We start from the raw sequence: 21,769 nt of genomic DNA, 5'->3' as shown, positions 1-21,769 counted from the left end.
CCCCAAGAGCCCTGTGCCCGGTAGCGGGAGCGGCAAGGCATCGGCGTGCTCGGCCAGAATTCGCTGATTGACTGCCGCTGTCGGTGGCGGGGATACTCTGGGCTCTGTGCTTTCCTTGACTTCCCTCTGACGATGCCTCCGTCGGCCTGCAGGGAGGAAAAGCAAGTGTTCACCGCTGCGTGATCATTCCATGAGGACTTGGTGAGGGTCGCTTCCTATCATCGTTCGTGCGGGCTCGGGTTTTCCGGCTCGATTTCCCATCTGACGCTTTCCTCGAGGAGAACCCTGATGCACGAACGTCTTGCCATACCTTTCCGCCTTGCCGCCGCTGCTGCCGCGCTGGCTTTTTGCGCCAGCGCCGGCGCTGCACAGATTCAGGTGACCATTGAAAACCTCGTTCCGGCGACCGGCATCAGTTTTGCACCCTTGCACGTCGGTTTCGGCAGCGGCAGTTTCGATTCTTTCAACATTGGCCAGGCGGCCGGCCCCGAGATTGTTTCCGTCGCCGAACTCGGTGGCGGCAGCGAATGGCAGGCGGCGTTCGCTGCCGCCGAACCGAATGCGACCCGCGGCACGATCGGTGGTGCCTTGCTGCCGGGTGCGAGCAGCAGTGCGACTTTCATGGTCGACGCCACGAGCAACCCTTTTTTCACCTTTGCCGCCATGGTCTTGCCGAGCAACGATCACTTCATCGGCAATGATTCGCCGATGCAATACCGGCTGTTCAACGCCGCCGGCCAGCTCGCGATTACCTCGATCGTTCAGTACGCTGGCGACATCTGGGACGCCGGATCGGAAACCTTCGATCCCGCGGCGGCTGCCTTCGTTGTCGGCAGCGTCGCGACCGACCGTAGCGCGGAGAATGGGGTCGTCGGCGTCGATTTCGCCAAACTGCAGACGGCCTTCAACGGGCAGGAAACGGCTGGCGGCTACGTGCTCACCAGCGCCCTCACCACTGGCAGCGAAGTCTATCGCATCAGCTTCCAGGCGGTGCCCGAGCCCGAAAGCCTGGCACTGATGCTGCCAGGACTGCTCGCCATCGGCTGGGTCGGCCGCCAGCGCCGCAAACAGAGCGCCGGGTCGGCTCTCTCGCCCGTGTGAAAGCGAGCGCCGGCGCTCTTCCCGTCGTGCTCCGGCGTTTGCGTCAGCTTGCCGCCGCGCCGCTAGTCGCATGAACGAGCAGCTGCTGCTCGTCGAGGACGATGACGCCATCGCCGGCGCCTTGCGCCTGCACCTCGAAGAGGCCGGTTATCGCCTGCATCGCGAGTCCGACGGACTGCGCGCGATGGCGGCCATCGACCGCCAGCGCTGGGACATGGTGCTGCTCGACCTGATGCTCCCCGGTGCTGACGGCTGGGATGTCTGCCGCCATCTGCGCGCCCGCCACGCCGACGTGCCGGTGATCATGCTCAGCGCGCGTTCGGCCGAGGCGCACCGCGTCCTCGGTCTCGAACTCGGCGCCGACGACTATCTCGCCAAGCCGTTTTCGATGCTCGAACTGGTCGCCCGGGTGCGCGCCCTGTTGCGCCGCATCGAGCAATTGCGCGCCTCGCCGGCGCTGGCGTCGGAGTTGCGCTTCGGCCCTTTCCGCCTCGACACCGTGCGCCGCGAACTGCTGCGCGGCGACGCCGTCGTAGCGCTGACCCTGCGCGAGTTCGATCTGCTGCACTTCCTGGCCCGTCACCCGGGCCGCGCCTTCAGCCGCGGTGAACTGCTGCAGCGCGTCTGGGGTGCCGGTTTCGACGGCTACGAGCACACGGTCAACTCGCACATCAACCGCCTGCGCACCAAAATCGAAGACGACCCGCGCGACCCGCGGCGCATCGTCACCGTCTGGGGTGTCGGCTACCGCTTCGAAGCGACTTCGCCATGAGTGGGGGAAACAAGATGCGCAGCGACGCTGCCCACTCGGCGCGGCGGACACCGCGTACGGAACGCTTGCGGCGTTCATTTTCCTCGCGCCTGACGATGACCATGGCCTTGCTCCTGCTCGCCTACGGGGCGCTGGTCGGCGTCCTCGGTTGGCACGTCGCTGCCGAGGACGAGCAGGAGTCGCTGCAACGCCTGTCGCACGGACTGGCCCGGCACATCGTCGAACACTGGCCCGAGATTACCGTGACCGACCGCGACCAGGCCGACCGCGCGGCGCGCGACGCGCTGCTGTCGATGCTGATGGTGGTCAACCCCGGCATCCAGGTTTACGTGCTTGACGCCGACGGCCGCGTCCAGGCCTACATCGGCGATCCCGGCATGGTGCAGCAGGAGCAGGTCGACCTGCGGCCGGTGCGCGCCTTCCTTGGCGGCGCCGCCTTGCCCTTGCGCGGCAGCGACCCGATGGGTTCGGGCCTGGCGCGCATCTTCAGCGCGGCGATGTTCCCGCCGCGTGCCGGCGACAGCCGCCCGCCGGGCTACCTGTACATCGTCCTCGACGGGCAGGCGCGCGAAGCGGTCAGCGGGCAACTGAGCCAGGGCCGCGTCTGGCAGAGTACCGCCCTGGTCGCCGGCCTGGGTCTGCTGGTGACCCTGGCGGTCGGTACCTTTACCCTGCGTCGGCTGACGCAGCCGCTGCATCGTCTCGCCCGGCGCATGCGCGACTACAGCCTGCACACCCTGCATGCCGCCGCAGTCGGGCGCAGTTCGTCGCCGGGCGCTGGCGATGAAGTGCAGGCCATTGGTGCCGCTTTCGACGAAATGACCGAACGCATCGAATCCCAGGCCGCCCGCGAGCAGCAACAGGCGAGCGCGCATCGCGAAACCATGGCCAGCGTCGCGCATGATTTGCGCACGCCGCTGACCGCCCTGCACGGCCATCTCGAAGCGCTGGCCGGCAAGGCCCTGGCCGAGCCGGGGCAGCGCCAGCGTGTGCTGGCCGCGGCGCTGGCGCAGAGCGACAAGGTGCGGCGCCTGTCGCAGCAGCTTTTCGAACTGGCGGCGCTGCAATCGAGCGACCAGTTGCTGCATCGCGAGCGCTTCCGGCTCGACGAACTGGTGACCGACGCGGTGCAGAAATTCGAAGTCAACGGCGGGCCGCCGCCGGTGACCCTGGCCGGCGAACCGCCGGGGAGGCTTGAACTGGAGGGCGACCTGCAGCTCGTCGAGCGCGCGCTCACCAACCTGATCGACAACGCCCTGCGCCATGCCCCTGGCGCTGCGCCGGTGCGCGTCAGCCTCAGCCAGGATAAGGGGCTGGCGCGGATCACCGTCGAGGACGGCGGCGGCGGTCTGCCCGAAGAAGTATGGCTGCGCCTGGAAAATGGCCAGTCGCTGCGCGACCCGCCGCTGCGGCGCAGCAGTGGCGGCATCGGCGGCCTCGGCTTGGCCATCGCCCAGCGTGTCGCCGCGCTGCACGGCGGCAGCCTGCGACCGTTGCCGTCGCCGGGCGGCGGCACGCGACTTTGCCTGGCGCTGCCGCTGGCGCAGGCGCAGGCGCAGGCGATTTAGGGTGTCGTCAGCCGCAGCTCCCCCTGACCCCTCTCCCACGAGGGGCGATGGGCCGATCAGCGGATGGCCCCGGATTACCGGCTTGGCGCTGCCGCAGTCGTGCGCGCGGCTGCTGTCACGACGCGAAGGACTCGAAAGCGAAGCCGACGCCGTAGATCGATCGGATCGGCTCCTCGTCGGGGAAAGCCGGGGCAAGTTTCTTGCGCAGGTTTTTCAGGTGACTGTCGATGGCGCGTTCGGAGACTTCGAGGTTGTCCGCGTAGAGGGCGTCGAGCAGTTGTGCGCGCGAGAAGACGCGTCCCGGTTTGGCGGCCAGGGTTTGCAGCAGCCTGAATTCCTTGGGGGTCAGTTCGAGGTTCTTGCCGGCGACGCGTGCCTGCATGGTGTCGGCGTCGATTTCGAGCAGCGATCCACTTGCGCTTGCGCTGCCGCTTGCAGCGCTTGCAGCGCTTGCCGGCTGGGCGCGGCGCAGGACGGTCTTGACGCGGGCGACCACCTCGCGTGGTGAGTAGGGTTTGCAGATGTAGTCGTCGGCGCCGAGTTCGAGCCCGAGCAGGCGGTCGATTTCTTCCGTGCGCGCGGTGACCATGATCACCGGCAGCTCGGAGGTCTTGCGCAGTTCGCGCAGGATTGCAATGCCGTCCATGCCGGGCAGCATCAGGTCGAGGAGCAGCAGGTCGGGCGGCGCCTGGCGCAGCTCGGCCATCGCCAGCAGGCCATCGGCAATGGTGGTGGCGACGAAACCGTCGCGCTGCAGGTATTCGGCGAGGATTTGGGCGAGGTCGGTTTCATCCTCGACGATCAGGATGCGTTTGCTCATGGTTTTTCCAGGGGGAGTTCGATGCAGATTTTCAGGCCGCCGAGCGCCGATGGGGTGGCGCTGATCTGGCCGCCGTGCGCTTCGACCAGGGTTCGGCAGATCGCCAGGCCCAGGCCCGAGCCGCCGAAAGCCCGGCTGCGTGAGGGTTCGGCGCGGAAGAAGCGCTCGAACAGGCGCGGCAGGGCGGTCGCAGGCGGTGCCGGCGCGCTGTCGTCAAATTCGAGAAGCAGTTGTTGCTTGCTGGCGCGCGCGCCAATCCTCAGCTGACCGCCGGCATGGGTATAGCGCAAGCTGTTCTCGAGCAGGTTGCCGAAAACCTGCAGCAGGCGCCCGGCGTCGCCGCGCAGCTGCCAGCCGGCATCGACCAGCTGCGCGCTGTCGAGTCGGATATTGGCTGCGTCGTAACGCTCACGAAAAGTCTCGATGGCCTCTTCGAGGACTGCCACCGGAGCTACCCAGGCCACCAACTCACGTTCCATGGCCCCCTCGGCGGGTTCGCGATCGAGGGTCAGGCGCAGGTCGTCGACCAGCTTCGTCAGCTGCTGCACCTGCTTGTGCAGACGGGCCAGCGTTGCCGCGTTGGGCGTGCGCACGCCGTCCTGCATGGCCTCGATCTCGGCGCGCAGGACGGCCAGAGGCGTGCGCAGCTCGTGCGAACTTTCCGAGATCCAGGCCCGGCGCGATTCTTCGACGCGGCCGAGGCGCTCGGCCATGTCATTGAAATCGGCTGCCAGCTGGCCCAGTTCATCTTCGCTGCGCACCTGGATGCGGGTATCAAGTGCGCCGCCGGCGATCTGGCGCGCAGCGCGTGCCAGATCGCCGATCGGCGCCAGCAGATGGCGCGCCAGCAGCCAGGCCGCGAGCAGCGAGAAGCCCAGCGCCGCCAGGCCGGAAAAAAGCATGTTCTCGGTCTGACTGGCCAGGAAAGCGGCGTCGAGTTCGTCTCCGGAGGATGGCGCCGCCTGCAAGCTCAGCTGACCGACAACGCTGCCCTGATAGACGATCGACCGGGTCGCGCCGACGCCGCCTGCCGCGGCACTTCCCGCCAGCCACCTGTCCTCGGCATCGACGAGCGCCAGGCGCGGGCCAACGCGCAGAACGTCGAACGGCGGGCGAGCGTTGGGCCGACCCTGCCGCGGCCCCGTGCCGAGGTTTCCGCTGTCCGGCGGCGGGCCTGCAGTTGCTGGCCGTGGCGGTCCTTCGCCGCGGGCTGCGGGTCCCGGATCTTGCTCCTGCCCCGGCCCGAACGGCGGCGGCTGCCGCTCCGGTGGAAAGTCCGCTGGAAAGCCCGCTGCGCGCTCGGGCCCTTGACGATCGGGGCTGCTCTCGCGCTGTGGGCGCGACAAGCGCAGCCAGACCTGCTCCGGCGCCGCGCGCAGGAAATCCCAGTTGCCGTGCCGGGCGTATTCGGCTTCGATGTTGCTGATCGTGCCGTCGAGGCGTGCCAGCTCGGCGGCGCTCGTGTAACGCGCGAAACCGTCGCCGAGATTCCAGCGCATGAGCAGGGTCAGCAGCAGGGCCATGGCCGTCGCCAGGGCAAAGGTGGCCAGGAAAACCTTGCGTTGTATGGTCAGGCGGATCATGAGGTGGATGTCTGCAGAAGGGCGGCCGACCAGGCCGGGACACCATGATCGCCACGATTGCCGTAGCCGACAAGCACTGCTTTGGCAAGCGTGTGCCCGGCGACCACCAGCGAGAAGGCCACCGGACCGCGGCTTGCGGAGATCCAGCCAAAGCTCTCGGCTTCGATTTCACCGCTGGCGGTCCTCAGCCGGTGCCGTGAATGCTGACGCCAGAGTTGGCGAGTGGCATCCCAGCGACGTTCGCAGTGGCTGTCGAGATTGGCACCAAAGGGGTGGCGCAAGCGCCGCGCAAGGCGCAGCGAGAGCGGTAGCGGCAACAGCGAAGCGTCGGCCGCATCGCGCCAGCGCAGCGCTTGTGCGGCAAAAGGCGTCATTCCGAACGCCAGGACGAAGGCATCCAGCAGGATATCCGGCGAGCCGCGTCGTTGATGCAGCGCCAGCAGGCTGCGGGCGCTGCTGGCCAGTACGCTGCCACCGGCGGAGGAGACCAGGCGGGTGTCACCGAGCAGGCCGGTTTCGGCGGCCAGTCGCCACTCCTTGGCGCCGGATTTGAACAACCATTCGCGCCCAGGTCGGGGCGCGAAGGCAGTTGACAGAGCGTCATTGCCGGTCAGCGCCTCGACCGTCTGGCCTTCGCGAGCTTGGCCGTCAAGCGCATATTCCCGGCCGTTGATCAGGCAGTGCGCGAGATGAAAGGGGACGGTTGGCGAGCCCAACCGCGCGCCCCGCTGGACGTGCATGTGCAGGTGCGGCTGTGGCGAGCGGCCGGAATTTCCGCAGCGACCGAGCAGCGCACCGGGTGTCACGTTATCTCCCGGGGAAAGCTTGATGCTGCCCCGGCGCAGATGCGCCAGCAGCACGTAGAGTCCGCCACCGATGTCGATGAGGACGTGATTGCCCCAGTTTTCGACCAGATTCATCTCGCCAGGCGGGTTATCGGCGATGTCGTTGCAAATGGCTGCCACGTGGCCGCGGACCGGGGACAGCACCGGCAGGTTGAAGGCATGGAAATCGCTCAGCCGGGAACCCGCACGGCAATAGCTCTGAGCGTCGACCAGCACCACGAAGTCGAGTGCATAGCGCCAGGCGCCCTGATGCGTATGGGCGCCGTCGACTGCCTGCGAGATACTCATCCGGCCGGCGAAGGGCGGCAGCAGTGCGGTGCTGCCGCTGGCCAGTCCGCGGGCGCTGGCCAGGCGCGCGTTGACCAGGCTCTCCTCGGGGCAGGCCGGCAGCGCCAGCCAGAAGCGCGCCCAGCTGGCGCTGCTTTCGGCACGCAGTGCCGCGCTGGCCAGCCACACGGTAAGCACGAACGGCGCCGATAAAGGCGGCACGCCGACACCTGCCGAGAGCGCCAACATGCCGGCCGAGAGCGCGCTGGCGACCAGTACGGCGCCGGCGGCAAGCAGTAGCGTCCGCCGCGTCGGCACGGCGAGCAGGCCACCGACAAAGAGGGCGACCAGGGCGCCATTGTAGGTGACCAGTAGCGCCAGACCCGGCACCGGCGTCGTGCTGAACTGGGCGAGCAGCAGATTCGCCAGAAGGCCGCCAGCGATGGCGAGCAGGGCCAGGATGCGTGAGGCGACGAGGAGCGCGGCCATGACCAGGATGCCGGCCAGTGGATTGGCAACAAAAAACAGGGCGCCGATACTGGATAGTGCCGAGAAGGCGGTCGCGGCCGCTTCGCCTGGGACCCAGTCGGGGAGCAGCGGCCACGCCGGCCAAACGGTGCGCAGGGGCAGGGCGATGCCCTTGGCTACCGCCAGCAGGGTCCAGGCGGTGCACAGAAAAGGGGCGCCGAGTAGCGGCAGGCCGCGGGCGCCGAAGGGGCCGGCGAGCATCTGGCGCAGCGCGCTGGCCAGTGGCACGCCGAGCAGTCCGCCGAAAGCGGCGAGAGCAAACAGGCGCGGCTCGCTGGCGTAGAAGGCGCCGAGGGCGAGGCCGGCGTAGATGGCGTTGAGGATCTCGGCGTCGCCAGGCAGGGCCGGCAAACGCAGCAGGCGGCGCGTGAGCAGCGCGGCAACGCCGGCGGTGAGGCCGCAGAGGCCGGTTGCCAGGTCGCACAGGGTTGCCGCCAGGACCAGTGCGCCGACCAGACGCTGGCGCGCCAGGAACAGCGCGCCATAGGCGTCCAGCAAGCTGCGCAGGGCATCGCTCAGGGCGCGCATCTCAGCCTCCCGCCATGCGCAGCGGAACGACGCGGGCGCCGCTTGCCGCTACGGCTTGCGCCAGATGCGCCGGTAGTCGTTCCGGGGCGCAGACGATCTCGAGATCTTCCGCGGCACGGATCAGGCTGACTTCACGGTCGCCGTGGATCAACACCACCGCCGGACGGTATTCGATGAACTGCATCGACTGGGTGGTGTTGTAGGCGCCGACCGGTGCGATCAGCAGCAGGTCGCCAAGCGCCAGCGGCGGCAGTTGCACCGAGTGCCGTAGCACGTCGATGTTCATGCACAGCGGCCCGTAGAGCACGGTATCGCGCGGCTCGCCGCGCGCTGGCGACGCGAGCTTGACCGGGTGGTCGTACCATAGCGCGGTAAAGAGGGCATTCAGGCCGGCGTCGAGAATGGCGGCCGGGCGGCCGTCGGCGGTTTCCTTGCGACCGACCACCGAGGTGATCAGGCTCTGCGCGTCGTCGATGACCGCGCGGCCGCTTTCGAAAATCAGTGTCGGGCGCTGATCACCGCGCTCGAGTCGGTAAGCCGTTCCTGCCAGGAAAGCACTGCAGATGGCTTCGGCATATTCCTCGATATCCGGCGTGGCCTGCTCTGGCGGCAGGTAGATGCCTTGAAGGGCGTTGCAGGACGGCAGTCCGCCGCCAATATCGAGGTAGCTCAGGCGCGTGCCGTCGGCTTCGATCTCCTCGGCCAGCGTGCACAACGTCGTTACCGCCGCGGCGTAGGCGCGCGGATCGAGGATGAAGGTGCCGATGTGGCAATGCAGGCCGTTCATGCGCAAATGGGCGCTGGTCTTGACCTTGCTGATCGCGGCGCGGGCCGCGCCGCTTTCGAGATTGAAGCCGAAGCGGCTCCAGGGCTCGCTGTAACCGGTTTCGAAATTGAGGCGCAGCGTCACCGGAACGCACTCGCGGCGTTCTTCGCCGATGCTTTCGATCAGCGCCAGTTCGTCAGCATGGTCGACGTGGATCAGCGCGCCTTCGGCAATCGCTCGTTCGAGAATCGGGCGCTGCTTGTTCGGGCCATTGAAGACGATGTGCTCTCCCGGCACACCAAGCGCGCGCGCCTTCTCGTACTCGAAGCGCGACACCACTTCGGCCCAGGAGCCTTCCTGGTGGAGGATGGAGCAGACCGCGCCGTTGTAGTTGGTCTTGTACGACCAGCCGTGAATCACCTGCGCGTAACGCGCGGTAAAAGCCTGGCGGATGCGCTGGATATTGGCGCGCAGGCGTTGCTCGGAAGTGACATAGAGCGGCGAGCCGTAGCGCTCGACCAGCGTCGCCAGGGGCACGCCATCGATCTCCGACTGGCTGTCGGCACTGCTGCGGCGGCGCCCGAAGCTGTTCAGCGATTGCAGTTCCACGGGCGCGATGCGCGGCGTTTCCCAGGTCATCTTGTGCATCCTTTTCTCCTTGTGTGCTTCAGGCGGCGAGGCTGGCGGGGGCGCAGGCACGCAGGGTGCTGCCGCTTGCCGCGAGGGTGGCGATTTCATCGAGGCTGACGATCGTTTCCTGGGCGTGACGGATGAAGCTGGTGCCCGGGCGTGGCGGCGCCAGATCGAGCTGTTCGGGCAGCGCGCCATTCATCATGGCGAGCAGAGCAGCCGGCAGGTTGCGGCCAACGCCGTGGCTGAGATAGATCCAGGCCGGAAAGCGCGGATTGATTTCGATCAACTGCAGAGTGCCGGCGGCGTCGCGAAGCATTTCGAGTTCGAGCGGACCGCGCCACTTGAGGCTGTGGAACAAGCGACGCCCGGCCTCCTGCAGTTCCGGGTCGTCAATGGCGACGCCGGCCCAGGCCTTGCCTTTGTCGGTGACCGCCTGCTTGCGGATCATCACTTCGCCGATCATTGCGCCGCTGCCGTCGCCCAGGGCCGTGAGATTGACCTCGTCGCCGTGCACTAATTTCTGGATCAGCACCGGGTAGCCCCAGGTGGCGACCACCTGTCGGTAGCGCTGGCGGGCTTCGGGCGCCGAATGAACGATCCAGGCGTCGTAGAAAACGCTCTTGATCAGTAGCGGAAAAGGCCATCCCTCGGCCCCGCAATGGTCGAAAAAGCCCTCGTCGGTGAGGCGACGGACGGCCGGCGTGGCGACACCGGCGTCGGCACAAAGAGCGGGCAGGCGGTCCTTGTCGCGGCGGCGAAGTTGCAGCCGCTGTGGCAGCAGGAGGCGGATGCCGCGCTGCTTGAGCGGCTCTTCGATGGCCATGAAGTTGGGAAGTTCGGCGTCGAGGCAGGGCAGTAGGGCGTCGATGCGATCCCGGCACAGCACTTCGTCGAGTCGTTCGAGCAAGGCCGTCGAGCCGCTTGCCGGGTAGGGCAACAGATGCCCGCTGTCGCAGCTTTCGCGCAGGTAGAGCCCGGCATCGAGCGTCGCGTAGGCGAGGCCGACGATGCGTCCGCGAAAGCCGGTCGTGTGGCGCAGGCAGCGGGCTACTGCACAGCCCGGGCCGGGACTGTCGGGCCGGGCGTTGATGCCGGTGATGGCCACATTCCAGCCCAGCCAGTGCTGCTGTTCGGCGGCGCGGCTCATGATACGTAGCTCGCCATCTGCTTGAAAAAGCCATCGACACCGCTTTCGACGACGGCGCTTGGCTGCTCGCAAAGAGCGACCAGTGCGGCGATGATCGCCGGCCGCGACTTGCCGTCCTGCATCATCAGCAGCGCGACCTGGGCGGGCGGATTGAGGCGGTAGCTTCTTCCCGTTCGGGTATCGAAGGCATGGCCGTCGGCGTTCAGGACAAGCGCCTTGAGGTGGCTGATTCTTGTTGCCGGGGTTTCCATTTTGTTCTCCTCGGATGAGTGCTGGCGTTGTTCGCCAGCCATGGAAGCCATTCTGAAAAGCGATCTGGTAAGCGCCGGGGAGAAATCTGGGAGGAAGCTGGGATGAGTGGCTGGTGTCGCGGGCGCTTTCAGCCGAGGGCAAGGCCGGGGGGCTCAAGATCCCGGCGCATTCTGCCGTGCTGTGCACTTATGCACGTTGACCCGGCGGCGGCGCTGCTAAGCTGGAGTCGGATCAAAGAGCAGCGGATGTTGCGGTGCGGTAGAAAAACCCTGCTTGCCTGCACCGCTTTGCACGTGGAAGTCTGCTCCGCGTTGCATCAACTGTGTTGGATTTGGACCACAACGGGAGCTTCATCCGATGGCTTGAGCGAGACAATTAGAAGAAACCCTCAACTTTCTGCTGGGGGAATTGCTTATAATGATGCTGCGTTGCAACATGGCCGATCTCATGAGGTTTCGGTCGCAAGCTGACAGCGCCTGGCATCCCCAGATTCTCAGGAGCAAGACCATGAAAGCACCAAAAATTCTACCGTGGGTCGCCCACAAGACCGGTATCAGCGAAGATCTGGCACTCAAGCTGTGGCGCCGTGCGGCCGGAGAAGCCGAGGAAATGACCGGCCGCTGCGACAGTTCGGATTACTACCGCCTAGCCGTGGAACGTTTCATCGATCTTTCCGAAGCCGAGGGGAATTCCGTTCTGGTGCGCGAGACGCCCGGCGTGAACTGTGTCTTCTGGCTGTGGCGTCACCAGAGCCGCATGTCGAGCATGCACCTGCTTGCCGTACAGAACGTCACCAGGCTCTTTCAGTCAGGAATCAACAGGATGCTGCACGTCCAGGGGCCGGCCGTCTAAATGGCTTGAGCGGCGCTACGCCACTCGCCCCCCTCGCCGGTTTTTCCTTCCCCTCCGGCACCCCTTGCGCGTCGTCTCGCCGTTGCCGTTCTGCATACTCGTTTGCTGCACCAGGCTCTAGAGTCGGTCGCCCGGCAGATGCCGCGTCGCCCGCAAGAGGCTGGTGCGGCAGCGGAGCAGGGCCAGGCGCCTATGCGTACTATGCGTATAATTCGCGCTTCAGCCTATTTCCGGACCCCTACTGGCCATGCAGGAAAAGTATCAGCCCGCGGACGTTGAACTAGCCGCTCAGCAATTCTGGAACGACAGCGGCGCAGCGCGTGCCATCGAGGATCCGAGCCGGCCGAAGTACTACTGCCTGTCGATGTTCCCCTATCCGTCCGGCAAATTGCACATGGGGCACGTGCGCAACTACACCATCGGCGACGTCCTGGCGCGCTTCCACGGCATGCTCGGCTACAACGTCCTGCAGCCGATGGGCTGGGATGCTTTCGGGATGCCGGCCGAGAACGCGGCGATCCAGAACAATGTCCCGCCAGCGCAATGGACCTACGCCAACATCGACTACATGCGGACCCAGCTCAAGCGGCTGGGTTTCGCCATCGACTGGCAGCGCGAGATCGCCACGTGCACGCCCGAGTACTACCGCTGGGAGCAGTGGCTGTTCACCCGTCTGTACGAGAAAGGTCTGATCTACCAGCGCCTGGGAACGGTGAACTGGGACCCGGTCGACCAGACCGTGCTCGCCAACGAGCAGGTCATCGACGGGCGTGGCTGGCGCTCGGGGGCGCTGATCGAAAAGCGCGAAATCCCGATGTACTACATGAAGATCACCGCCTACGCGGAGGAGCTGCTCGCCGATCTCGAGCAGCTCGAAGGCTGGCCCGAGCAGGTGCGCCTGATGCAGAAGAACTGGATCGGCAAGAGCACCGGCGTGCGCTTCGCCTTTCCCTACGAGCTGGACGGCGAGCCCGGGCAGTTGTGGGTGTTCACCACCCGTGCCGACACCATCATGGGCGTCACTTTCTGTGCCGTCGCCGCCGAGCATCCGCTGGCCAGCTACGCGGCGGCGCGCGATCCGCAGATCGCCGCTTTCGTCGAGGAATGCAAGCGTGGTGGAGTCGCGGAAGCCGACCTGGCGACGATGGACAAGAAGGGCATGCCGACCGGCATCTACGTCAGCCATCCGCTGAGCGGCGAGCAGATCGAAGTGTGGATCGGCAACTACGTGCTGATGAGCTACGGCGACGGCGCAGTGATGGCCGTTCCGGCGCACGACGAACGCGACTTCGCTTTTGCCCGGAAGTACGGCCTGGCGATCAAACAGGTCATCACCGTGCCTGGCGAGACTTTCTCGCTCGACGGCTGGCAGGAGTGGTACGCCGACAAGCAGCGCGCCAGTTGCGTCAACTCCGGCAAGTACGATGGTCTGGACTGCGCCGCTGCGGTCGACGCCATCGCCGCCGATCTGGCGGCCAAGGGCCTGGGCGAGAAGAAAGTCCAGTTCCGGCTGCGTGACTGGGGCATTTCGCGGCAGCGCTACTGGGGCTGCCCGATCCCGATCATTCACTGCCCCAGCTGCGGCGAGGTGCCGGTTCCCGATGCCGACCTGCCGGTGGTCCTGCCGGAAAACGTGACCATCACCGGCGCCGGCTCGCCTTTGAGTGCGATGCCCGAGTTTTACGCCTGCAGCTGCCCGAAATGTGGCCAGCCGGCGCGGCGCGAAACCGACACCATGGACACTTTTGTCGAGTCCTCGTGGTACTTCCTGCGCTATTGTTGTCCGGACAACGACCAGGCGATGGTCGACGAGCGCGTCGCCTACTGGTGCCAGGGGGGCATCGACCAGTACATCGGTGGCATCGAACACGCCATTCTGCACCTGCTCTACGCCCGCTTCTGGACCAAGCTGATGCGCGACGTCGGGCTGTTCGGCGAGGCCTCGCCGGGCACGGACTTGCTCGGTGAGCCTTTTGCCCATCTCCTGACTCAGGGCATGGTCGTCGCGCCGACGTTCTACCGCGAGGACGCCAACGGCAAGAAACAGTGGATCAACCCCGCCGAGGTCGATGCCGTGCATGACGAACGCGGTCGCGCCAGCGGCGCCACGCTGCGCGCCGATGGCCTGCCGGTGAGCGTCGGCGGCATCGAGAAAATGTCCAAGTCGAAGAACAATGGCGTCGATCCGCAGTCGCTGATCGATCAGTTCGGCGCCGATACGGCGCGCCTGTTCATCATGTTCGCCAGCCCGCCTGACCAGTCGCTGGAGTGGTCGGATGCCGGCGTCGAGGGTGGCTTCCGTTTTCTCAAGCGCTTGTGGCGAATCGTCTTCGAGCACGTTTCGGCGGGCCCTGTTCTGCCGATCGGCGCTGCGGAACGCGGCGAAATGTCGCCGGAACTGAAGGCCTTGCGTCGCCAGTTGCACCAGACGATCGGCAAGGTTGCCGACGATTATGGCCGCCGCAAACAGTTCAATACCGCGATTGCGGCGGTTATGGAGTTGCTCAACGGCTATAACCGGGTGAGCGGCGAAACGGTCGGCGAAACGGTCGGCGAAACGGTCGGAGAACCCGCCGGAAAATCGGCCGTCGTGCGCGCCGTCAGGCAGGAAACGCTGGAAGCGGTGGTGCTGATGCTCAACCCGATCGTGCCGCACGTCTGCGAGGCGCTGTTTGCGGCGCTGCGGCCCGGCTGCACGGCCAGCACGCAAGCTTTTCCGGAGCCCGACGCAGAGGCCCTGGTGCAGGATGAAATCGAGCTCATGCTGCAGATAAACGGCAAGCTGCGCGGCAGCCTGCGGGTGCCGGCAGGTGCCGACCGGGCAAGCATCGAAGCTGCCGCGCTGGCCTGCGCAGCGGCCGCCAGGCATTTGGCCGGTGCCGCGCCGAAAAAGCTGATCGTCGTTCCCGGCCGCCTGGTCAACATCGTCGCTTGAAAGCTTGAGGGAGACTCCGATGCGCCTGGCGCTGCCGCCCATTTTGCGGGCCCCTGCTCGTGTCGCCACGCGTGCGCTCTTCCTGGCGATGCTCACCCTGCTTGCCGCTTGCGGTTTCCAGTTGCGCGGCTCCTACTCTTTGCCCTACGAGAGTATTTACCTGGCGATGCCTGAATATTCGGTGGTCGGCGCCGATCTGCGGCGCGCCATTCGTTCCTCGGCGACGACGCGTCTGGCACTTGTCCCGAGCGGCGCGCAGGCGACTTTTCAGCCTGGCACCGAGTATCGCGACCGCATCATCCTGTCGGTTTCCGGCACCGGCCGGGTCAGCGAACTGCGCTTGCGCTACCTGTATCCCTACCGCGTGGTCGACGCCAAGGGCCGCGATCTGGTCGCGCCAGGGACCATCGAACTGGTCCGCGACCTGACCTACGACGACTCCAACGTGCTCGCCAAACAGCAGGAAGAGGTGCTGCTCTGGCGCGACATGGAGAACGACCTGGTGCACCAGTTGATGCGCCGCCTGGCGGCAGGCAAACCGGTGCCGGCGGGCGAGCCGGGCGCTCCAGCGCAGCCAGGGGAAGCGGCCGTGCCGGTCAAGCCGGTGGATGCGAATGCGGTGGGTGCGGTGGATGCGGTGAATGGGGCCACGCCCGCCAAGCCAGCGCTAGCCAGATAGCGGCGAGCCCCATGCAGCTCAAGGGCGAACATCTCGCGGCGCAGCTCCAGCGCGAGCTCAAGCCGGTCTATCTGGTCTATGGTGACGAGCCCTTGCTGGTCATCGAAGCGGCCGACGCGATCCGCGCCGCGGCGCGCCAGGCGGGCTTCGACGAACGCGAAGTGCTGGTTGCCGGCAGCGCTTTCAACTGGAACGATCTCTACCAGGCCGCCGGCAGCATGTCCTTGTTCGCCGGGCGCAAGCTGATCGATCTGCGTCTGCCGGCCGGCAAGCCGGGGCGCGACGGCGGTGCCGCGCTACAGGCCTACTGCGCGCGTCCGTCGCCGGATGCGCTGCTGCTGGTGACCATGACCGGCGCCGACTGGCGCGAGGAGAAGGCCGCCTGGGTCGGCGCGGTGGCTGCCGCCGGGGCGGTCGTCAAACTGATCCCGCCCGGGCTTGCCGAGCTGCCGGCCTGGCTCGCTGCTCGTCTCGCGCGTCAGCAGCAAAGCGCCGATGCGGCCGGTCTGCGCTTCATTGCCGAGCGCGTCGAAGGCAATTTGCTGGCCGCGCATCAGGAAATTCTCAAACTCGAAATCCTTTACCCGTCGGGTGCGCTGCGCCTCGAGCAGATTCGCGAGGCGGTGCTCAACGTCGCCCGCTACGACCTCGACGGCCTGCGTGAAGCGATGCTGGCGGGTGATGTGCTGCGCCTGACGCGCACCATCGATGGTCTGCAGCAGGAGGGTGAGGCGCCGCCGCTGGTGCTTTGGGCAATGACCGAGGAGGTGCGCGCCCTGGCCCAGATCAACGCCGGTCTCGAGGCGCGTCAGCCGCTGCCCGAGCTGTTGAAGGAGGCCCGCGTCTGGGGCGCTCGCCAGGGGCAGATCAGAAAGGCATTGCAGCGGGTGAACGGCGGGCGGGCGAGGGCGGCGCTGGCGCAGGCGGCGCGCATCGACCGCATGATCAAGGGCCTGGCCAGCGGCGACGTGTGGAACGAGTTCCTGCGTCTTGGTCTGAACATCGCTGTTGCCTGAAACCCTTCGGCCCGAGAGACGGGCACCCTTGCCATTTCAGGCGGCGCTGCCGCCTTCCAGCTCGCCGGGAGCGACTTCGTCCGGCGCCAGGTGCTCCCAGAGGCAATCCTGGCTTTCTGTGCTGGCCTCGGTGAGGCTGGGCGACGCTTTGCTCCGCACCAGACACTCGCCGACGCAGCTTTCGCTGACGACGACCAGCTGCATTTCGCTATCGACCTTGCGCTCTCCATCCCAGTAACTGCAGGTGGCGCAAACTTTCACTTCCGTTGGCAAAATGAGTTTTCGTTTCATGATCGACGCAGGTAGTTGAGAGGGAGGAATAGCCCTCTGAGTGTAATTCTTTGCGGTGGTTCCCTTGACCCTGGCGCACCGTCGATGCCTATAATCGCAACTTGATCGCAAACGGCAGTTGACCGACTTCGCGCTGGCCTTCACGCTGGCATTGTCCTCGCTGCACTGCAACAATGCCAGCCTTTTCGCTCCGCATGGTCTTGTCGGCGGGGCGGCAAAGGCCAGCCCGCGGCCTGGTGAAAGTTTCTAACGTTTCCAGGTTTCTGCGTCGCCAGCTTTCTGGCGCGCTTTTTGAACGTTTATTGAGCATTTATCGGCCCCTCTGCAATTCTGGAAAGCCTCATGAGCATAGAGCAGTACATCCATAGCGTTGGCCAGCAGGCGCGCGCGGCGTCGCGGGCCATGGCGCGTGCCGACAGCAACGCCAAGAACAGCGCACTGCGCGCGATCGCCGCGGCCATTCGCCGCGAGGCCAGTGTTCTGGTCGCCGCCAATCGCGAGGATCTGGCCGCCGCCATCGCTGCCGGCCTCGAACCCGCGCTGCTCGACCGCCTGACACTTTCGGAAAAAGGCATTGCGGCGATGGCCGAAGGCGTCGAGCAGGTCGCTGCGCTGGACGACCCGGTCGGCGAGGTCAGTGGCCTCAAGTTCCGCCCGAGTGGCATCCAGGTGGGCCGTATGCGGGTACCGCTGGGCGTTGTCGGCATCATCTACGAGGCCCGCCCGAACGTCACCGCCGACGCCGCCGCGCTGTGCCTGAAGTCGGGAAACGCGGCGATCCTGCGCGGTGGCTCGGAAGCCATCCGCAGTAACCGGGCAATTGCCGCCCTGGTCCATGCGGGGCTGGCCAGTGCCGGACTGCCGCCAAGCGCCGTACAGGTGATAGACACCACCGACCGCGCGGCCGTCGGTCATCTGATCACCATGCGCGAGTACGTGGATGTCATCGTTCCGCGTGGCGGCAAGGGGCTGATCTCGCGCTTGCTGGCTGAGTCGCGGGTGCCGATGATCCAGCACCTGGATGGCAATTGCCACGTCTATGTCGATGATCACGCCGATCCGGAGAAAGCGCTGCAGATCATCGAAAACGCCAAGACGCAGCGCTACGGTACCTGCAACACCGCCGAGTCGCTGCTGCTGGCGCGTTCCGTTGCCGCCGATCTGCTGCCGCTGATTGGCGCCATGTTGACCGAGCGCGGTGTCGAGCTTCGCGGTTGCCCGGAAACGCTGGCCATCGTCACCACGGCATGGCCGGCGAGTGAGGAAGATTACGCCAGCGAATACCTGGCGCCGATCATCTCGGTCAAGGTGGTCGCCGGACTCGACGAAGCCATCGAACATATCAATGCCTACGGCTCGCATCACACCGACGCCATCGTCAGCGAAAACTACACGGCGGCGATGCGTTTCCTGCGCGAAGTCGATTCGGCGTCGGTGATGGTCAATGCCTCGACGCGCTTCGCGGATGGCTTCGAATACGGTCTCGGTGCCGAAATCGGCATTTCGACCGACAAAATCCACGCGCGCGGACCGGTCGGCCTCGAAGGGCTGACCTGCCAGAAGTGGATTGTTCTCGGCAACGGCGAGGTGCGTGCCTGACCGAGGTCCTGGAGAATCGATCAAGTGCTAATGGCAAGGAGGCATGAGGTGATGAAAAAACTGCTGCTGGCGGCGATGGCCGCCCTGTTCTGCCAATTCTGCCAATTGGCGACCGCCGTCGAAGTAGCCGGCGTCAAGTTCGACGATCAAGACCAAGGTCGGCAACGGCGAGTTGCTGGTCAATGGTGCCGGCCTGCGCAAGAAGGTCTTCTTCCAGATCTATGCCATGGCGCTCTATTTGCCCCAGAAAAGCGGCGACAGCGAGGCGGTTCTGGCGGCCAAGGGCGGCAAGCGGATTGCCATTACGCTGTTGCGCGACCTCACCGCCCAGCAGTTCGTCGAGGCGCTGCAGGAAGGCATGGCCAACAACCATTCCGAAGCCGAAATGGCCGGCCTGAAGGACCGCCTGAAGCAGCTTTCCGACCTCATGCTGGCGATCGGCGAAGCGAAGACCGGGACCAGTATCCTGATCGACTGGCTGCCGGCGAGCGGTACCCGCCTGACGGTCAACGGGCAGGCGCAAGGAAAGGATATTGCCGGCGAGGATTTCTATCGGGCGCTGCTCAGGATCTGGCTGGGCAACAAGCCGGTACAGGACGATCTTGAAACAGGCGCTACTCGGCAAGGCCTCCTGAGTGACGGCGATTGCTGCGCGCGTGTCGGGTGATGGCCCTGACTACCAGGCGCTGATCGCCGCGCCCGGATTCTGCCTGGGTGTGCGCTGCGACGACGACGAAGTGCAGCGCATTGTTTTCCTGCCGCCGAGCCCTGAAGTGGCGCCGAAAAACGCGCTGGCTGCCGAGACCGTGCGCCAGCTCGCCGCCTACCTGGCCGATGCGGAGTTCGTTTTCGGTCTGCCCTTGCGCCCCTCGGGGACCTTCTTCCAGCGTCGCGTCTGGCAGCAGATCGCGGCCATCCCGACGCACCAGACGCGTGCCTACGGCGAGATTGCCAAGGCGCTGCACAACGCGCCGCGGGCCGTTGGCCAGGCTTGCGGCGCGAATCCCTTTCCGGTGATCGTTCCCTGCCATCGCGTTCTCGCGGCCGGCGGCGGGCTGGGCGGTTTTGCGCGCCAGAATGGCGGTTTCCTGCTCGACGTCAAGCGCTGGCTGCTGGCGCATGAAGGCTGCTGACGCCGAGCCTGCCGATCTCGCCGAGATCGAAGCTTTCTGCGACACGCTGTGGCTTGAAGACGGTTTGGCCAAAGCTTCGCTGGCCAGCTATCGCAGCGATCTCCTGCAACTCGCCGCCTGGCTTGCCGAGCAGCGTCTCGGCAGTCTGTGTGCGATCGACGAGGCGACCCTGATGCGCTTCGTCGCCACGCTCTCGCAAACGCTGCGTGCCTCTTCGCAGGCGCGCTACCTGTCCACCTTGCGCCGCTTCTATCGCCACCTCCTCGCGCGTGGTCTGCGCAGCAGCGATCCGACGCTGAAGATCGCCATGCCGGTGCAGCCGTCGCGGCTGCCGAAAGTGCTTTCCGAGCTGCAGGTCGATCGCCTGCTCGCGGCGCCGCCGACCGAGAGCCTGCTCGGCGAGCGCGATCGGGCGATGCTCGAAACCCTCTATGCGACCGGCCTGCGCGTCTCCGAGCTGGTCGGCCTGAAGGTGTACGAAGTCAATCTCGACATGGGCGTGCTGCGCGTCTTCGGTAAAGGCAGCAAGGAGCGCATCGTGCCGCTTGGCGAAGTGGCCGGCGACTGGCTGCGCCGCCATCTGGCCAATGGCCGGCCGGCGCTGCTCAATGGACGGCAGAGCGACGACCTCTTCCTTACCAGCCGTGGTGCGGCGATGAGCCGGCAGGCGTTCTGGCAACTGATCAAGCGCTACGCGCTGCACGCCGGCATGGATCCGGCGCGGCTGTCGCCACACGTGCTCCGCCACGCCTTCGCCACGCACCTGCTCAATCACGGCGCCGATCTGCGTGTCGTGCAGCTGCTGCTCGGCCATTCGGACATCTCGACGACGCAAATCTATACCCATGTCGCCCGCGAACGGCTGAAGAGCCTGCACGCGCAGCATCATCCGCGCGGTTGAGCGGCGGTCTGACGAGACGCCGCACGGCTGCTGCCGCTCAGTGGTTGAGATAGCGCAGTTGCGCGGGCGGCGTAGCTTCGCGCAGTGCCTCTCCCTGCCGGCCTGCCGCCCGCTGAAGGCCTGCCGGGGCATCGATCTCGAGCAGGGAGATACTGCCAAAGGCAAGCGGCAACCGGCTCCACTGGCCGATCGGCAGTTGCAGCCAGTAGCCGAGCGCGGCGCGGATGGCGCCAGCGTGCGTGACCAGCGCCAGGCGCTTTGCAGGCTCGGCGCACAGGCTGTTCACGCAGTCGACGACGCGTGCCTGCAGCAGCGCTGCCGATTCGCCGCCGGGCGGGGCGAAGTGCAAGACATCGGTGGCCCACTGGTCGAGCAAGCGGCGGTCGATGTCGCTCCAGCGCTGGCCTTCCCATGCGCCGAAGTCGATCTCCATCAGCCGCGCATCGACCCGCGCTTGCCTATCCAGGGCTTTGGCGAGGCCAAGGGCGCGCCGCAGGGGGCTGGCGACGACTGCCGTATCGGCCGGCAGAAACGAGCGCAAGCGCCTGGCCAGCGGCCGTGGATCTTCGCCTTCGACGTCGAGCTGGCCATAGCAGACGCCGCTCTCGAGCAGGGGGCGCGGATGGCGGATCAGGAAAACCTGCACAGCAGCCCGGCGTAGAAGGCGACTTCGGCGAGTTGCTGCGTGGCGCCGAGGCAGTCGCCGGTGTAGCCGCCGATCTGGCGCCGGAACATGCGCGCCAGCCAGAACGTCGCCAGGGCCGCGAAGAGGCAGCCAAGGAAAGCCTCGAAGGGCGGCAGCAGGAGCAGCGGCAGCAGCGCGGTGAGTGCCGCGAAGCCCAGCTCGCGCCAGCCGATGCGCGTTGCCAGCGGCTTCGCCTTGCCCTCGTCGCGAACGTAGTCGAGGGCGCGCAAAAGCGTCGTCGAGGCAAAGCGCGAAAGCGTGTGACCGGCGAGCAATACCATCGGAATGATCAGCGGGTCGAACTCGACCAGCGCCAGAAAGCGGGCCAGCAGCAGCACGACCAGGGCCACGGCACCAAAGCTGCCGATCCGTGAGTCCTTCATGATGCTCAGGATCTGCGCCTTCTCCCAGCCGCCGCCAAAACCGTCGACCATATCGCTCCAGCCGTCTTCGTGAAAGGCGCCAGTCAGATAGATGCTGCTGGCGATTGCCGCCAGCACCGCCAGGGTCATTGGCCAGATCTGGCTGGCGACGATGAACACCAGCGCGGCGATGGCGCCGACCAGCAGCCCCACGGCCGGAAAATAGCGCGCCGCGCGATCGAGCGCTTCGCTGCTGTGGCCGACCCATTTCGGCACCGGCAGGCGCGTGAAAAAGCGCAGGGCGGCGAAGAAATACTCCAGCTCGCGCTTCAGGCTGAAGCGCTGTTTCACGGTGGCGGGGAGGTTCTCTTTGTTGTCTGGCATGGGTCGTCGATCTGTCGGTTAATGTGAAAGTGGCGTATGCGACTCACGAAACTCCCTTCTCCCCTCGCGGGAGAAGGGCCGGGCGAAGGGGGGCGGTCATGACTTTCATGATCAGGGGTGTC

Annotated in this window: 21 protein-coding genes; 11 read left to right on the top strand and 10 right to left on the bottom strand. The window is 66.2% G+C overall.

Annotated features, from left to right (window positions below):
• Positions 1–288: 288 nt before the first annotated feature.
• From V5B40_RS08385 to V5B40_RS08375, 3 genes are all read left to right on the top strand, one after another.
• Positions 289–1,101: a spondin domain-containing protein gene (locus V5B40_RS08385; RefSeq protein WP_332354072.1), complete on the top strand. Its 813-nt coding sequence runs from the start codon at positions 289–291 to the stop codon at positions 1,099–1,101.
• A 70-nt stretch (positions 1,102–1,171) separates the two neighbouring features.
• The gene (locus V5B40_RS08380) at positions 1,172–1,873 is read left to right on the top strand and encodes a response regulator transcription factor (protein ID WP_332354070.1); all 702 of its coding nucleotides are present in this window, start codon (positions 1,172–1,174) and stop codon (positions 1,871–1,873) included.
• The gene (locus tag V5B40_RS08375; protein WP_332354068.1) at positions 1,870–3,441 is read left to right on the top strand and encodes a sensor histidine kinase; all 1,572 of its coding nucleotides are present in this window, start codon (positions 1,870–1,872) and stop codon (positions 3,439–3,441) included. The genes V5B40_RS08380 and V5B40_RS08375 overlap by 4 nt, the downstream gene beginning before the upstream one ends.
• A 115-nt stretch (positions 3,442–3,556) precedes the next feature.
• Here the strand turns inward: V5B40_RS08375 and V5B40_RS08370 are convergent, their stop codons facing one another.
• Genes V5B40_RS08370 through V5B40_RS08345 form a run of 6 tightly spaced genes read right to left on the bottom strand, consistent with a single transcriptional unit; the run spans position 3,557 to position 10,809 of the window.
• On the bottom strand, positions 3,557–4,261 hold the full coding sequence (locus V5B40_RS08370; RefSeq protein WP_332354066.1) for a response regulator: 705 nt from the start codon (positions 4,259–4,261) through the stop codon (positions 3,557–3,559).
• Positions 4,258–5,844: an ATP-binding protein gene (locus tag V5B40_RS08365; protein ID WP_332354064.1), complete on the bottom strand. Its 1,587-nt coding sequence runs from the start codon at positions 5,842–5,844 to the stop codon at positions 4,258–4,260. Before V5B40_RS08365 ends, V5B40_RS08370 begins: the two co-directional genes overlap by 4 nt.
• Positions 5,841–8,012 (bottom strand): urea transporter, encoded by a 2,172-nt coding sequence (locus tag V5B40_RS08360; RefSeq protein WP_332354062.1) that lies wholly within the window; start codon positions 8,010–8,012, stop codon positions 5,841–5,843. Before V5B40_RS08360 ends, V5B40_RS08365 begins: the two co-directional genes overlap by 4 nt.
• 1 nt (position 8,013) lies before the next feature.
• Positions 8,014–9,426 (bottom strand): alanine racemase, encoded by a 1,413-nt coding sequence (locus V5B40_RS08355; protein ID WP_332354060.1) that lies wholly within the window; start codon positions 9,424–9,426, stop codon positions 8,014–8,016.
• 19 nt (positions 9,427–9,445) lie between these two features.
• Positions 9,446–10,558 (bottom strand): ATP-grasp domain-containing protein, encoded by a 1,113-nt coding sequence (locus V5B40_RS08350; protein ID WP_332354058.1) that lies wholly within the window; start codon positions 10,556–10,558, stop codon positions 9,446–9,448.
• The gene (locus tag V5B40_RS08345) at positions 10,555–10,809 is read right to left on the bottom strand and encodes a PqqD family protein (RefSeq protein ID WP_332354056.1); all 255 of its coding nucleotides are present in this window, start codon (positions 10,807–10,809) and stop codon (positions 10,555–10,557) included. Before V5B40_RS08345 ends, V5B40_RS08350 begins: the two co-directional genes overlap by 4 nt.
• A gap of 508 nt (positions 10,810–11,317) precedes the next feature.
• Between V5B40_RS08345 and V5B40_RS08340 the strand changes: the two genes are divergently transcribed.
• The 4 genes from V5B40_RS08340 (at position 11,318) to holA (ending at position 16,292) form a co-directional block, all read left to right on the top strand.
• Entirely contained in the window at positions 11,318–11,662 is a 345-nt protein-coding gene (locus tag V5B40_RS08340; protein ID WP_332354054.1) for a hypothetical protein, read from the top strand.
• Between the two features lie 247 nt (positions 11,663–11,909).
• Positions 11,910–14,597: a leucine--tRNA ligase gene (leuS, locus tag V5B40_RS08335; RefSeq protein WP_332354052.1), complete on the top strand. Its 2,688-nt coding sequence runs from the start codon at positions 11,910–11,912 to the stop codon at positions 14,595–14,597.
• Positions 14,598–14,616: 19 nt separating this feature from the next.
• Positions 14,617–15,276 (top strand): LPS assembly lipoprotein LptE, encoded by a 660-nt coding sequence (gene lptE, locus V5B40_RS08330; protein WP_332354050.1) that lies wholly within the window; start codon positions 14,617–14,619, stop codon positions 15,274–15,276.
• 11 nt (positions 15,277–15,287) lie between these two features.
• Positions 15,288–16,292, top strand: a complete 1,005-nt coding sequence (gene holA, locus V5B40_RS08325) for a DNA polymerase III subunit delta (RefSeq protein ID WP_332354049.1) — start codon at positions 15,288–15,290, stop codon at positions 16,290–16,292.
• A gap of 36 nt (positions 16,293–16,328) precedes the next feature.
• Here the strand turns inward: holA and V5B40_RS08320 are convergent, their stop codons facing one another.
• Entirely contained in the window at positions 16,329–16,583 is a 255-nt protein-coding gene (locus V5B40_RS08320) for a hypothetical protein (RefSeq protein ID WP_332354048.1), read from the bottom strand.
• A gap of 342 nt (positions 16,584–16,925) precedes the next feature.
• Here V5B40_RS08320 and V5B40_RS08315 point away from each other — a divergent pair, with 342 nt between their 5' ends.
• Positions 16,926–18,182 (top strand): glutamate-5-semialdehyde dehydrogenase, encoded by a 1,257-nt coding sequence (locus V5B40_RS08315; protein ID WP_332354047.1) that lies wholly within the window; start codon positions 16,926–16,928, stop codon positions 18,180–18,182.
• A gap of 27 nt (positions 18,183–18,209) precedes the next feature.
• Here the strand turns inward: V5B40_RS08315 and V5B40_RS08310 are convergent, their stop codons facing one another.
• Positions 18,210–18,332: a hypothetical protein gene (locus V5B40_RS08310; protein ID WP_332354045.1), complete on the bottom strand. Its 123-nt coding sequence runs from the start codon at positions 18,330–18,332 to the stop codon at positions 18,210–18,212.
• 22 nt (positions 18,333–18,354) lie between these two features.
• Between V5B40_RS08310 and V5B40_RS08305 the strand changes: the two genes are divergently transcribed.
• The 3 genes from V5B40_RS08305 to xerD are packed head-to-tail and all read left to right on the top strand — an operon-like array spanning position 18,355 to position 20,216.
• Positions 18,355–18,849, top strand: coding sequence for a chalcone isomerase family protein (locus V5B40_RS08305; RefSeq protein WP_332354044.1), 495 nt, complete (start codon positions 18,355–18,357; stop codon positions 18,847–18,849).
• On the top strand, positions 18,818–19,315 hold the full coding sequence (locus V5B40_RS08300) for a methylated-DNA--[protein]-cysteine S-methyltransferase (RefSeq protein ID WP_332354043.1): 498 nt from the start codon (positions 18,818–18,820) through the stop codon (positions 19,313–19,315). Before V5B40_RS08305 ends, V5B40_RS08300 begins: the two co-directional genes overlap by 32 nt.
• A complete protein-coding gene (gene xerD, locus V5B40_RS08295; RefSeq protein WP_332354041.1) occupies positions 19,302–20,216 on the top strand; it encodes a site-specific tyrosine recombinase XerD in 915 nt (304 codons plus the stop codon). Before V5B40_RS08300 ends, xerD begins: the two co-directional genes overlap by 14 nt.
• 37 nt (positions 20,217–20,253) lie before the next feature.
• Here xerD and V5B40_RS08290 read toward each other — a convergent pair whose 3' ends face one another.
• Positions 20,254–20,862: a histidine phosphatase family protein gene (locus V5B40_RS08290; protein WP_332354040.1), complete on the bottom strand. Its 609-nt coding sequence runs from the start codon at positions 20,860–20,862 to the stop codon at positions 20,254–20,256.
• Positions 20,847–21,647, bottom strand: coding sequence for an adenosylcobinamide-GDP ribazoletransferase (locus tag V5B40_RS08285; protein WP_332354039.1), 801 nt, complete (start codon positions 21,645–21,647; stop codon positions 20,847–20,849). The genes V5B40_RS08290 and V5B40_RS08285 overlap by 16 nt, the downstream gene beginning before the upstream one ends.
• Positions 21,648–21,769: the final 122 nt, after the last annotated feature.

The sequence above is a fragment of the Candidatus Accumulibacter meliphilus genome, assembly GCF_036625345.1.
Taxonomy (GTDB): domain Bacteria; phylum Pseudomonadota; class Gammaproteobacteria; order Burkholderiales; family Rhodocyclaceae; genus Accumulibacter; species Accumulibacter meliphilus.
This window is presented reverse-complemented; position numbering and strand designations above follow the sequence as displayed.

Excerpts from the sequence above, each read along its gene's own strand:
- V5B40_RS08320 (WP_332354048.1), bottom strand. The coding sequence starts at position 16,583 with ATGAAACGAAAACTCATTTTGCCAACGGAAGTGAAAGTTTGCGCCACC.
- lptE (WP_332354050.1), top strand. The coding sequence starts at position 14,617 with ATGCGCCTGGCGCTGCCGCCCATTTTGCGGGCCCCTGCTCGTGTCGCC.
- V5B40_RS08350 (WP_332354058.1), bottom strand. The coding sequence starts at position 10,558 with ATGAGCCGCGCCGCCGAACAGCAGCACTGGCTGGGCTGGAATGTGGCC.
- V5B40_RS08380 (WP_332354070.1), top strand. The coding sequence starts at position 1,172 with ATGAACGAGCAGCTGCTGCTCGTCGAGGACGATGACGCCATCGCCGGC.
- xerD (WP_332354041.1), top strand. The coding sequence starts at position 19,302 with ATGAAGGCTGCTGACGCCGAGCCTGCCGATCTCGCCGAGATCGAAGCT.
- V5B40_RS08355 (WP_332354060.1), bottom strand. The coding sequence starts at position 9,426 with ATGCACAAGATGACCTGGGAAACGCCGCGCATCGCGCCCGTGGAACTG.
- V5B40_RS08370 (WP_332354066.1), bottom strand. The coding sequence starts at position 4,261 with ATGAGCAAACGCATCCTGATCGTCGAGGATGAAACCGACCTCGCCCAA.
- V5B40_RS08315 (WP_332354047.1), top strand. The coding sequence starts at position 16,926 with ATGAGCATAGAGCAGTACATCCATAGCGTTGGCCAGCAGGCGCGCGCG.
- V5B40_RS08345 (WP_332354056.1), bottom strand. The coding sequence starts at position 10,809 with ATGGAAACCCCGGCAACAAGAATCAGCCACCTCAAGGCGCTTGTCCTG.
- V5B40_RS08340 (WP_332354054.1), top strand. The coding sequence starts at position 11,318 with ATGAAAGCACCAAAAATTCTACCGTGGGTCGCCCACAAGACCGGTATC.
- V5B40_RS08385 (WP_332354072.1), top strand. The coding sequence starts at position 289 with ATGCACGAACGTCTTGCCATACCTTTCCGCCTTGCCGCCGCTGCTGCC.
- V5B40_RS08360 (WP_332354062.1), bottom strand. The coding sequence starts at position 8,012 with ATGCGCGCCCTGAGCGATGCCCTGCGCAGCTTGCTGGACGCCTATGGC.
- V5B40_RS08375 (WP_332354068.1), top strand. The coding sequence starts at position 1,870 with ATGAGTGGGGGAAACAAGATGCGCAGCGACGCTGCCCACTCGGCGCGG.
- V5B40_RS08365 (WP_332354064.1), bottom strand. The coding sequence starts at position 5,844 with ATGATCCGCCTGACCATACAACGCAAGGTTTTCCTGGCCACCTTTGCC.
- V5B40_RS08285 (WP_332354039.1), bottom strand. The coding sequence starts at position 21,647 with ATGCCAGACAACAAAGAGAACCTCCCCGCCACCGTGAAACAGCGCTTC.
- holA (WP_332354049.1), top strand. The coding sequence starts at position 15,288 with ATGCAGCTCAAGGGCGAACATCTCGCGGCGCAGCTCCAGCGCGAGCTC.
- leuS (WP_332354052.1), top strand. The coding sequence starts at position 11,910 with ATGCAGGAAAAGTATCAGCCCGCGGACGTTGAACTAGCCGCTCAGCAA.